The sequence below is a fragment of the Marinibacterium sp. SX1 genome, assembly GCF_050389775.1.
Classification (GTDB): domain Bacteria; phylum Pseudomonadota; class Alphaproteobacteria; order Rhodobacterales; family Rhodobacteraceae; genus Marinibacterium.
On sequence record NZ_CP177144.1, the window covers coordinates 1,403,815 to 1,416,680 of the forward strand.

The 12,866-nt window shown below is 70.6% G+C and carries 5 protein-coding genes; 4 read left to right on the forward strand and 1 reads right to left on the reverse strand.

The features are described from left to right. Window positions 1-123: 123 nt before the first annotated feature. The 3 genes from ACK3BB_RS06230 (at window position 124) to ACK3BB_RS06240 (ending at window position 8,926) form a co-directional block, all read left to right on the forward strand. Window positions 124-2,319, forward strand: a complete 2,196-nt coding sequence (locus tag ACK3BB_RS06230) for a caspase family protein (protein WP_428927860.1) — start codon at window positions 124-126, stop codon at window positions 2,317-2,319. A gap of 178 nt (window positions 2,320-2,497) precedes the next feature. Next, a complete protein-coding gene (locus ACK3BB_RS06235; RefSeq protein ID WP_428927861.1) occupies window positions 2,498-3,817 on the forward strand; it encodes an NAD(P)/FAD-dependent oxidoreductase in 1,320 nt (439 codons plus the stop codon). A gap of 207 nt (window positions 3,818-4,024) precedes the next feature. Continuing rightward, window positions 4,025-8,926: a PKD domain-containing protein gene (locus ACK3BB_RS06240; protein ID WP_428927862.1), complete on the forward strand. Its 4,902-nt coding sequence runs from the start codon at window positions 4,025-4,027 to the stop codon at window positions 8,924-8,926. A 103-nt stretch (window positions 8,927-9,029) separates the two neighbouring features. Here the strand turns inward: ACK3BB_RS06240 and ACK3BB_RS06245 are convergent, their stop codons facing one another. Then, complete coding sequence (locus ACK3BB_RS06245) at window positions 9,030-9,398, reverse strand: DUF3307 domain-containing protein (RefSeq protein WP_428928687.1); 369 nt, start codon at window positions 9,396-9,398, stop codon at window positions 9,030-9,032. Window positions 9,399-9,707: 309 nt separating this feature from the next. Between ACK3BB_RS06245 and ACK3BB_RS06250 the strand changes: the two genes are divergently transcribed. Beyond that, window positions 9,708-12,665, forward strand: coding sequence for a cyclic nucleotide-binding domain-containing protein (locus ACK3BB_RS06250; RefSeq protein ID WP_428928688.1), 2,958 nt, complete (start codon window positions 9,708-9,710; stop codon window positions 12,663-12,665). The last annotated feature ends 201 nt before the right edge of the window (window positions 12,666-12,866 follow it).

Below are 12,866 nucleotides of genomic sequence, written 5' to 3' on the forward strand. Positions count from 1 at the left end.
TCGTCGGGCGACCGGATTGCGCCCGAAGGCGACCCAACGGGTCCGAACGCGGCGGCGCGCAACGGGTCGCCGGTTGCGGGCGTGACATGTGCCAGTCGGGCGGGGGTAACGATGGGGGGAACGATGACGGGGCGGATCCTGGGGGGCTTGTTGGCCGTTCTGTGCCTGGCGCTGGCCGGGCCGGGGCAGGCCGAGCTGCGGGCGGTGCTGGTCGGCGTGTCGGATTACGAGCTGGACGGCGGGTTGGCCGATCTGCGCGGTCCGGCTAATGACGTGCGGCTGATGGCCGATGTGCTGGGCCGGCGCGGAGCCGATCTGACCTTGCTGGCAGATGGCGTCGACGGCGCGGCGCGGCCGACCCGGGCGGCGATCCTCGGTGCTCTGGCCGACCAGGCGCGCATCGCCGGGCCGGGCGATTTCGTCTATATCCATCTCAGTGGCCACGGCACCCGCCAGTCCGACCTGGACGGCGACGAGAGCGACGGCCAGGACGAGGTCTTTCTGCCCATCGACGTGGGCCGGGCCGCGCCGGGCAGCGGGGTGATCCCCAATGCCATCGTCGACGAAGAGCTTGGTGCGGCGGTCGATGCCATCCGGGCGCGCGGGGCGGATGTCTGGCTGGTGCTGGATTCCTGCCATTCCGGCACCGGCACGCGGATGGTCCTGTCGGGCCTGCGCTATGTCGATCCGGTGGCGCTGGGCGTTGATATCGCGCCCTCGGCGGTGACCGAACGGGCGATCGTCGCGCCGGCGGCCCCGGCGGATCTGCCGGGCGGGTTCCTGGCCTTCTATGCCGCGCAATCCAACGAATATGCCCGCGAGGTCGACATGGCCCGCCCCGGCGATGCGCCCGAAGTCTATGGCCTGTTCACCGCCCGGCTGGCCGCCCGGCTGGACCGGGGCGGGGCGGCCAGCTTTCGCCAGCTCTATCAGGCCGTGCTGGCCGATCTGAACGACAGTTCCCTGGCCGGGGCGGACCGATTGCAGACCCCGGGCTGGGAAGGCGGGCTGATCGATGCCCCCGTGCTGGGCGGGGTGGCCGGCCCGGCGGGCCAGCGCCATGCCCTGCGCGGGCGCCAGGTGCTGGCGGGCCAGGTCCATGGTCTGGCCGAAGGCACGTTGTTGGCGCTTTATGCCGATGCGATGGATCCCGAGACGGCGGTGATCGGCCATGCCCAGGTCACCCGTGCCGGGGCCACCGCCTCGCGGCTGGTGGCCGTGGCCGGGGATTGCGCGCCCCGGCGGGCCGCGCCCTGTGCGCCGGCCGGGGCCCTGCCCGAGGCCGCGCGGTTTGCCCAGGTCGTGGCCCGGCCGCTGGACATGGTCGTGCAGATCGCCCCGCCGCGGGACCTGGCCACCGGCCGGGCGCTGGCCGCCGACCATCCGGTGGCCCGCGCCCTGGCCGCGGCCGTGGCCGCCAGCCCCGCAGGCACGGGGGGCTATGCCTTTGCCCTGACGGATGCGGGCCATGAGGTCGAAACCCTGTTCGACGGCCGGCGGCTGTGGTTCGGCCCGCAGGCCCAGGTCGGCGGCCAGGCCGTCGGGCTGGCCTGGGACGGACAGGCCGCCCAGGCCGGCACCGGCCCGGCCCTGGCTGTCCTGCTGGAACGCATCGGCAAGGCCGAGACCCTGGCCCGGGTGATGGGCGGGCTGGCCGGCAGCGCGCCGGGCGCGGGGCCGGTGGACCTGCGCGGCGCGCTGCGCCCGGTTCGCGCGGCCGATCTGGCCCGGCCGGGGGCCGTGGTCGATCCCGTCGAGGAATGCCTTTCTGCCTGGGACATGGTCGCGGGCCAGCCCTTCGTGCCCTTCGACGGTGGACGGGACCTGAAGCAATGCGACAGCCTGCACTTCCGCGCCCGGGGCCTGTCGGCCCGGCTGATCGACGTCAACCGGGTGCATATCGACAGCCAGTATTGCATCCACGCGGCCTATGCCCCGGTCGAGGGCATCACTGCCGAAGTGGCCGTGGGCGAGGACCTGACGATCTGTGCCGATTGTCCGGGCGCGGGCTATGTCGCGGGCGACGAGCGGCTGTTTCTCATTGCCACCGAACGGCCGGCCAATGCCGAGGCGCTGAACCTGGAAGGCCGGGTCGAGAACTGCCCGCCGGCCACGCGCGACGCCACCCGCGGCAACGCCGCCGATGCGGCCATTGCCCGGGCCAATGCCTACCTGGCCGAGCTGGCCCAGGTCGAGAACACGCGCGGGGCCATGATGGGCCTGAGTGCGGTCTCCGATATCTGGGTCACCCGGCGTGACTGGCGCGTGCTGCCCCGCGAACAGGCGTTGCTGCGCGCCGGCGAAATCCCGGCGCCCTGAGGCCGTCCGGCGCTGGACAGGGCCCGGCGCTCTGGCTAGCGTCGCATCGGTTCGCCATGCGCGGCCCAGAAAATTCGACGAATTTTCTGGGCTCGCACCGCGGTCTCGCCCGGAGCACCGGGCCAGGCCGCGCGGCGGATCGCGGCACAGGCCCATGGCCATCGAGGAGACCCCACTCATGACACCTGCCCCCTCCGGCGCCCCCGACGCGATCATCATCGGCACCGGCGTGATCGGCGCGGCCATCGCCTTTGAACTGGCCAAGGCCGGGTTCCGCACCCTGTCGCTGGACCGCAATGCCCAGCCCGGCCACGGGTCGACGGCCGGGTCCTGCGCCATCATCCGCATGCATTATTCCACCTTCGATGGCACGGCATTCGCCTGGGAAGGCTATCATTACTGGCGCGACTGGGCCGATTACCTGGGCCTGGGCAAGGACGTGCCCCTGGCCCAGTTCCGCGAGACCGGCTGCATGGTGATGAAGGCAGAGGCCAATGGCCAGCTGGCCCGCCACATGGCCTTTTCGGCCGAGCTGGGCTGCCCGTTCGAGGATCTTTCGGCCGACGAGGTCCGCGCCCGCATGCCGATCTACGCGCTCGACAGTTTCGCCCCGCCCCGGCGGGCCGATGACCCGGAGTTCGGCAAGCCCAACGGCCGGACCATGTCCGGCGCGGTCTACTGGCCCAATGGCGGCTACGTCACCGATCCGGCCCTGTCGGCCCAGAACCTCATGGCCGCCGCCGCCCTGCACGGGGCCGAAACCCGCCTGCGCGCCGAGGTTGCCGCGATCCTGACGGCCAACGGGCGGGTGTCGGGCGTGCGCCTGGCGGATGGCGAGGAGATCCACGCACCGATCGTCATCAACGTGGCCGGGCCGGGCTCGGCCCATGTCAACGCGCTGGCCGGGGTGACCGAGGACATGACCATCCACACCCGACCCCTGCGCCAGGAGGTCACCCATGTGCCCAGCCCGCCGGGGTTCGATTTCGAGACCGACGGCATGATCGTGTCCGACAGTGACATCGCGGTCTATGTCCGGCCCGAACATGGCAACCACATCCTGATCGGCTCGGAAGACCCGGAATGCGATCCGCATGACTGGGCGGCCTCCGACACCGATTACAACCGCGATTTCACCGACCAGTGGACAACCCAGGCCATGCGCTATGCCCAGCGGGTGCCGACGCTGGGCATCCCGTCCAAGATGCGCGGGGTGGTCGATCTTTATGATGCCTCGACCGACTGGATCCCGATCTACGACAGGTCGGCCCTGCCGGGCTTCTACATGGCCTGCGGCACCTCGGGGAACCAGTTCAAGAACGCGCCGATCGCGGGCAAGATGATGGCCGCGCTGGTGGCCCATTGCGAGGCCGGCAACGACCACGACAGCCAGCCGATGCAATTCCTGCTGCCCTATATCCAGCGCAGCATCGACACCGGTTTCTATTCCCGCAAGCGCAAGATCAACACCGACTCGAGCTTTTCCGTCCTGGGCTGAGCCCGGCCGGGCCCGGGGCGCCGGCGCCCGGATCGGCCCGCACAGGCCCGGGCGCAACAGCCGCCGATACAACCCGGAATTGTCTTGCCTGGCGCCCTGGCCTTGCGACAAGGTTGGGGCGGGCGCCGGCTTGCGGGATGGGCAGGCCATGCGCCGGGATGCCAGATCCCGGAAGGCGGGGCCGGGGAGGAAGCGGAGGACAGGGCCATGGCAGGGGCAGGACGGATCGCGGCAGGCGCGGGGGCGCGCGGCCGGTGGCTTCTGCTGGCCGGGCTGGTCGCCCTGGCCGTCCCGCCGGTCGCCCGGGCCCAGGCGGACACGCCGGGGCTGATGGTTGTCTATGGCGCGGCCACCCCGTCGCGCGAAGGTGACGTGGACCTGCGCGAACAGGTGTTCTTTTCGGTGCCCGCCGACATGGCTGACCGGCTGCACGTGCGCCTCTACGATCCCGAGGTCCATGGCGGCTCGGATTTCGCCCCGGGCGGCACGGCCGGGTCCCGCACGGTTTTCCGGCTGTTCGGCGGGGCAGGGGCCTATTCCGAGGCCGACCGCCCGGTGCCTGTCGAGGACGGTGCCCGGGTGCCCGCCCGGCCCGATGTCACGCCGGTCACCGGGCCGGGGGTTCTGCTGGCCGAAGAGAGCTGGAGCAATGACCCGGCCACCGACGGGCGCTGGGTCGGCCTGGCGGCGGTGCAGGCCGGGCAGGGCGAGATCATCGGTGACCGGGCCTGGTTCCGCATCGATGCCCAGGGCGCGGGCGGTGACGATGGCAACGGCTTTTCCCTGGCCGTCAGCCTGGCCGGTGCGGCCAACCACCCGCCGGAGGGGCTGGAGATGATATCCTTCCGGCCGACCGTGCGCTGGACACGCGGCCAGCCGGCCACGCTGGTGCCCTTCGACGGGCCGGGCGACGGTGCGATCACCGTACAAAGCTTTGACGCGGCCAACGGGTCGATCACCGTGGCCACGCGGTTTGCCGACCTGCCGGTGCGCGTCTCGGGGCAGGATTTCTGGGCGTCGGACGTGGTCGAGACGGATGAGACGGACTTGGCCATCACCTTGCTGGACGGGTTCGAGACCCCCAATGACGTGACCCTGGCCGTTTTCGATGACCGAGGCCGGGTGATCCCCCTGCGCATGCCGCCGATCCAGGCGCCCGACCCGATGCGCCCGGTCCTGCGGGCCGTGGCCCGGCCGCTGGCCGATTGCCGCTCGGTGGCCTTCGATGCCTCGGCCTCGCAGGGGCGGGGGGCGCTGGCCTTTGCCTGGCATTTCGGCGACGGCGACGGGGCGGACGCGCCGGTGGTCGTGCATCGCTATGACGGGCCGGGCCGCCATGTCGCGCGGATCGAGATCACGGAGCCCGGCGACCGGCCCGGCCGGGGCGCGGCGCTGGACCTGCCCGTGCACCTGCGCAACGCACCGGTGGCCGTGCCGGGGAGCGATGTCATCGTTGCTCCTGGCCAGCCGGTGGCGTTCGACGGCACCGGCTCGGTGGCCTCCGACAGCCCGATCACGCGCTGGACCTGGACCTTTGGCGATGGCAGCGGTGCGGCGGGCGCCCGAGCGCAAAAGACATATGACACGCCCGGGCTCTACCGCGCCGTGCTGCGCGTCGAGGACGACAGCGATCACCCCTGCAACGTCGGCGTCGAGACCCGGCGCATCGTGGTCAACGCCCCGCCCGTGGCCGAGGCCGGCACCGACCAGGCCGGGGCCGCGGGCCAGCCGGTCATCCTGTCGGGCGCGGCCAGCTATGACGTCGACGGCAATATCGCCACCTATTCCTGGGACATGGGCGATGGCTCCGTGCTGGAGGGCCAGACCGTCACCCATGCCTATGCCACCCCGGGCCTCTACACTGTCACCTTGCAAGTGCGCGATGACAGCGGCGTGGCCAATGACCATTCGTCCGACAGCCTGCGGGTGACCGTCAACGCCCCGCCCGAACCGCGCTTTGATGGCCCGCCGCGCGCCCTGTCGGTCTCCGAGATCACGCGGCTCGATGCCGGGGCCTCGGCCGATCCCGACGGGGCGATCCTGTCCTGGATCTGGGATTTCGGCGATGGCCGCTCGGGCGAGGGCCGCATTGTGGACTATGCCTGGGACGCGCCCGGGCGCTATGATGTCACGCTGACGGTGATCGACGACAGCGCCACCGGCTCGGCCATGCAGAGCGTGACCCGGACGATTGTCGTCGATGCCCCGCCGGTCGCCGAGGCCGGGCCGGACCGGCAGGTCACGGCGTCGGAGCTGCGGTTCGACGGCAGCGGGTCCAGCGACCCGGACGGGGAGGTGGCCGACTGGGCCTGGGATTTCGGCGATGGCCAGGCCGGGCAGGGCCGGGTGGTCGACCATGCCTATGCCCGGCCCGGGGTCTATGACGTGACCCTGACCGTGCGCGACGACAGTGGCGCACCGCTGAACATCGCCCGGGACCGGCTGCGCGTGACGATCAACGCTGCGCCGATTGCCGATGCCGGGCCGGACCAGGTGGTGGCCCCGGGCGAGCCCCTTGCCGTTTCGGCGCGCGGGTCGGTCGACCCGGACGGAGCGATTGCCGCCTATCACTGGCAGCTGCCCGGCGACCGGTTTGCCGAAGGGGCCGACCAGACGCTGACCCTGGATGCGCCGGGGCTTTATCGCCTGGGCCTGACCGTGCGCGACGATTTCGCCGCCGACCCGGCCGAGGCACGTGACGAGATGCTGGTGACGGTCAATGCGCCGCCGGTGGCCCAGGCCGGGCCCGACCGGCGCGTGGCCCCGGGCGAGCCGGTGGTGTTCGACGGATCGCAAAGTTTCGATCCCGACGGTCAGATCACCGGCTGGCGCTGGGATTTCGAGGATATCGGCACGCCGCTTGAGGCGATGCGCGTGGAGCGGGCCTATGACATGCCGGGCGATTGGGCGGTGCGGCTGCAGGTCACCGATGACAGCGGGGTGGCCAACGGGCAGGCGGCGGACGGGCTGACCGTGCGGGTCAACCATGCGCCGGTGGCCGAGGCCGGGCCGGATGTCGTGACCGACGGGCTGATCGTCACGCTCGACGGATCGGCCTCGCTGGATCGCGACGGGGATGCGCTGGTCCATGCCTGGGATTTCGGCGACGGCTCGCCGCCGGGCTATGGCGCCGAGGTTACCCATGTCTACGACGCGCCGGGCGAATACGCCGTGACGCTGCAGGTCGACGATGGCACCGGGCTGGCCAATGGCCGGGCCGCCGACACCACGTCGGTCACCATCCACGCCCGGCCATTGGCCGATGCCGGGGGCAACCGGGCGGTCTGTTCCGGCGAGCCGGTGATCTTTGATGCCTCGGGCAGCCACGATCCCGGCGGCGGCCCGCTGACCTATGCCTGGGAGTTCGGCGACGGCACCCGGTCGGACGCCGTCGCCCCGGCCAAGACCTATGACGCGCCTGGCATCTACGCGGTGACCCTGCGCGTCGACACCGGCCGCGGCGGGGCCCGGGCCGTGGCGACCGACCGCATCGCCGCGCTGGTGCGCGACCGGCCCCGGGCCGAGGCCGGGCCGGACCTCACGGTCTGCACCAACCAGTTGGTGCGGTTCGATGGCACCGCCAGCCGTGACGCGGACGGCACGGTCGACGCCTTTGCCTGGGATTTCGGCGATGGCCAGGCCGGGCGCGGGCCCGAGCCGGTGCATGTCTATGACCAGCCGGGCGATTACCTTGTCACCCTGGACGTGACCGGCGCGGCCCAGGGCAGTTGCAGCACCCGGGACAGCGACACCGCCCGGGTCCGGGTCTTTGCCGCCCCCCGCCAGCGGATCGAGGGCGAGGCCCGGGCCGCGGAAGGCCAGCCGGCCAGCTTTCGCGCCGGGCTGGAGGGGCTGGACGGGGCGACGCCTGCGGCCCATCGCTGGACCCTGTCCAACGGGGCCGAGGGCGAGGGCGAGACCTTTACCCATGTCTTCGACATGCCGGGCGACTACCTGGTCACGCTGGTCACCGACCTGACCGGGGGCAATGCCGGCTGTGCCACGGTCGAGACCACGCGCCGGGTGGTGGTCAATGCCGCGCCCCGGCCGGTGATCCGGGCGCCCGATCTTGTCGCGGCGAAGCAGGAGGTGGTGTTCGATGCCGGCGCCTCGGCCGATCCCGACGGGGCGATCACGGCCTTTGCCTGGGATTTCGGCGATGGCCAGGTCGGCGAGGGCGTCGAGGTCAGCCATGTCTATGACCGGCCCGGGGCCTATGACGTGCAACTGGTTGTCGTCGACGATGCCGGGGTGGGCAATTCGGTGGTCGCGGCGCTCAGCCCGATCCTGGTCAATCCCGCGCCGCTGGCCCGGCTGCCGGTGCCCCCGGTGATCTGCCCGGGCGACAGCCTGCCCTGGGAGATCGGCGCCGATGCCTCGACGGCCGTGCGCTGGGATTTCGGCGATGGCACGCGGGCCGAGGGCCGCCGGGCCGAGCATGGCTATGACCGGCCGGGGCTGTACCCGGTGGTGGTCACGCTGGACGATGCCACCGGCCTGGCCAACGGACGGCGCAGCGCCCAGAGCTACGTGCGGGTGAACCGCGCGCCCCAGGCCATGGCCGGGCCGGACCGGGTGATCTGTCCGGGCGACAGCGTGACCTTCGATGCCGGGCTGTCGGGCGATGCCGACGGGGCGCTGACGGGCTGGACCTGGGCCTTCAGCGACGGCGTGCAGATGGAGGGCCGGCAGGTCAGCCGCAGCTTTGACGTGCCGGGCGAGATCGGCGTGCAGCTGAGCGTGACCGATGACAGCGGGTCATCCTGCGCCACCGGCGCCGACACGGCGCAGGTGCGGGTCAATGCCCCGCCCGTCGTCGATGCCGGGCCCGACCGCGAGACCCGGGTGGGCGGGGCACATGACGGGCTGGTCCTTGATGCCACAGGGGCGGTCGACCCGGACGGGCCGGGTGCGGGCCAGGGCCTGCACATCCGCTGGGATTTCGGCGATGGCACCGGGGGAGAGGGCATGGCCCTGCGCCATGCCTATGATGCGCCGGGCGAATACGAGGTGGTTGTCACGGCCAGCGATGCAAGCGGGCTGGCCTGTGGCGTGGCCACCGACCGGGCGGTGGTCACGGCCCTGCCGCGCGACGGGGCCGGGCGGTGACCGGGTCATGAGCCTGTCGTGACGGGACCGGCGCCATGGTCGTAGGATGGGTTCGCAACCCATCCCGGGACCGGTCATTCGGGCGGGCGGTCATTCGGGGCGGTCAGGCCACGCAGAGGCACCAGGCCCAGGCCATGGCCAGGTAGGTCATCTGGTGCAGGGCCTGGTCGGTACCCGCCGCGCGCCAGAACCCGGCTTCGGTCGGCGAATGTTTCTTGCGCACCGACCAGCAGGCCTTGGCCCAATCGATGTGAAAATGAACCACCCATTCGGCCAGGACGACCCAGAAGGTGAACAGGACCGGAGCCCCCATGAGAACGAAGACGATGATCGACCCCAGCGCATGCACGCCGGCATGTTCGGCCCGGCCGAAATGCAGGTACTTGTCGCGCCCGGACAGCATCCGGGGTGTCTGCAGGTAGAAATCGGCAAACATGTGCTTGATCTGAAGAAGAACAAGCAGGATCAGCATCTGTCCGGTCACGTCGCCCAAGGCTTGCTGCCTCCCCATGTCGCCGTGCCCGACACCTTATGGTGTTCCGCCAGCCTCCGCAATCGGCCGCGCCGGCCGGTCGGGCACATGTCCCTCACCTTGCACGCAATCGCGGCAGAGACCATTGAGAACCCATTGATTTCGCCACCCGCGCGTTGATAGTCTTGCGCTCCAGAAGGCCCGGTTTTCCGGCCGGCCCGATGCAGCGGACATGACCGACAGAGACGGATTCCCGACATAGAACGCTCGCTCTTTTCCTTCATCTGGAAGTATTCGAAACGCGACCAGCTGGTGCTGGTCGTGGTCACCGCCATGCTCTTTCCGCTGCTCTACCTCACGCTGGAGCTGCCCAAGCGCATCATCAACGACGCCATCGGCGCGGCGGTCACGCCGATCCCCGTGCTGGACATGGAAATCGAGCAGGTGCCGTTCCTGATGATCCTGTGCGGCGGCTTCCTGCTGTCGGTGCTGGGCCACGGCCTGCTGAAGATGCGCATCAACACGATGAAGGGCATCCTGTCGGAACGCATGCTGCGCCGGTTCCGCTACCTGCTCATCCACCGCATCCTGCGCTTTCCCCAGCCCTATTTCGAACGGGTCAGCCAGGGCGAACTGGTGTCGATGATCACCGCCGAAAGCGAACCGATGGGCGGGCTGATGGGCGACATGCTGTCCCAGCCGGTGCTGCAGGCCGGGCAGATGGCCACGATCCTGTTCTTCCTCTTCGCCCAGAGCTTCTGGTTCGGCGTGGCCGCCGTGGCCCTGATCCCCCTGCAGGCCTGGCTGATCCCCAAGCTGCAGCGCCAGATCAACCGGCTGAACAAGAAGCGCATCGTCCAGGTCCGGGCCCTGGCCGGCGAGATCGGCGAAAGCGCCTCGGGTGCCTCGGCGATCCGCACCCACGGCGGCTGGCGTCACCGCATGGCCATGATCACCGACCGGCTGGGCCGGCTCTACGAGATCCGCTTCGAGATCTACCAGAAGAAATTCTTCATGAAGTTCCTCAACAACTTCATCGGCCAGCTCACGCCGTTCTTCTTCTTCTCGATCGGCGGTTACCTGGTCATCCAGGGCAGCGTGACCATCGGCGCCCTGGTCGCCGCCCTGGCAGCCTACAAGGACCTCAGCTCGCCCTGGAAGGAGCTGCTGGCCTATTACAACCAGACCCAGGACATGGCCGTGCGCTGGGAAATCCTGATCGAGCGGTTCGACCCGCCGGGCATGATCGACGAGGCGCTGTTCGAAGGCGAGCCCGAGACGCTGCCCCGGCTGAACGGCGACATCACCCTGGATCACGTGACTATCCGCGATGCCGATGGCAATGCCGTGCTGGACGACATCGACGTCACCATGCCCGGCGGGGCGGTCATCGCCATTGCCGCGCCGTCGGCCGAGGACCGCCGGGCGCTGTCGGAGCTGCTGGTGCGCGAGGTCACGCCCTCGGCCGGGGCCGTGGCCATCGGGGGCACCGCCCTGCAGGCCCTGCATCAATCGGTCATCGCCGGGCGCGTCGGCCGGGTGTCGTCGCGGCCGGTGCTGTTCCAGGGCACCTTCGGCGACAATGTCATGATGCCCCTGCGGCCCTTCCCGCGCGAGGGCAGCTTTGACGAGGCCTTCGCCGCCGAGTCGCTCAAGGCCGGCAATTCGCCCGATCCCTTTGCCGCCGACTGGCTGCTGCCCGCCCGGGCCGGGGTCGAGGACGAGGCCGCCCTGCGGGCCTGGTGGGGCCAGCTGATCGAGGGCATGGGCTCGGGCACGGCGCTGTTCCGGCGCGGGCTGGAACAGCGGTTCGACGAGGCCGCCCATCCCGACCTGGCGCGCAAGCTGGTCGAGATCCGCCCGGCGATCCAGGAGGCCGTGCGCGCGGCCGGCCTGCGCCGGCATGCCTATTTCTTCCTGCCCGAGCTCTACAACCAGGCCTTGCCCGTGGCCGAAAACCTGCTCTTTGCCACCCCGCGCCGGCCGGTCACCCGCGAGGCGCTGGCCGAACAGGGTGAGTTCCTGGCCCAGCTGCGGGCTCTGGGGCTCGACAAGCCGCTGGTCGCGCTGACCTGCGACGTGCTGGAAATGCTGCGCCAGATCTTCGGGCTCGACGGCACCGACCATCCGCTGTTCCGCCGGCTGGGGCTGGACCCGGCGACCTACGAGGCCACGCTGGAACTGGTCGACCGCGAAGGCCATGGCCGGGCCGAGGACCTGTCACCCGACGACCTGGCGCTGTTGCTGACCGTGCCCTTCGGCATTCCGGCCGAACAGATCGGCCCGGCCTTCCCCGAGGCGGTCAAGGAACGCATCCTGGAAATCCGCAACACCCATGCCGCGACGCTGCAGCAATCGCTGTCGGGCCTCTTTGCCCCGCTGGATCCCGACCGGTTCGCGCCGGGGGTGACCGTCCTGGAAAACGCGCTGTTCGGCAAGATCTCCGAGGCGTCGGGGGCCAAGGCCGACGAGCTGCGCAAGGTGGTGACCGACACGCTGATCGAGCTGGGCCTGAAGGGCGACATCATGCAGCTGATCCTGGACGTGCCGGTGGCGCTGGCCGGGCAGGGGCTGCCGGCCTATTTCGCCGAGCCGCTGTCGTTCAGCCGGGCCACGATCAAGCGGCCCGACCTGTTGATCCTGGAACAGGCCTTTGCCAGCTTCGACGCCGAGACCCAGCAGGCGATCTTTCGCAACCTGCGGGTGCTGCTGCCCGACAGCACGCTGGTCTATGTCAACGACAAGTTCGACGATCCCGAGGCCTTTGACGTGTTCTACGAGATCCGCCAGGGCCGGCTGATCTCGGACGCGGCCCGCGACGAGACCGAGACCGACAGCGCGGCCAGCGCCGACCTGTCGCGCAAGCTGCGGGCGCTGGAACAGACCGCGTTGTTCTCGGGGCTGAACCGCAAGCAGCTGCGCCTGCTGGCCTTCGGTGCGCGCTGGTTCGAGGCCGAGGCCGGCGAGGTGATCTTCCGCAAGGGCGACGAGCCGACCGACGGGGCCTACATGGTGATCGAGGGCGAGGCCGGCCTGTACCTGCCCCAGGACGACGGCGCCGACCGGCTGATCACCCAGGTCGGGCCGGGCACGCTGGTCGGCGAGCTGGGCCTGATCCGCAAGGTCCCCCGGGCGCTGTCGATGCAGGCCGAGACCGGGCTGGTCTGCCTGCGGATCGGCGAAGAGGAATTCCTGGCCGTGGTCGAGAACGACGCCGCCACGGCCTTCAAGCTGTTGCAGGTGGTCGCGGGCTACGTCTCCAGCTGACGCCCGGCCCCGCGATGACCGCCGGGGCCGGTCCGGCGCGAACGATGTGGTCGGTTAAGGCGGGCATACGGCAGGCTGAGGCGGGCATGCCGACGACGTGGAGGGGCCATGAGGTCGACGGGGGCGAGCTGCGGTCGACGGCGAGACCATGCGGAGATCGGGCCATTGAGTGCTTGAAATATGGTGACAGCTGCTGCACAT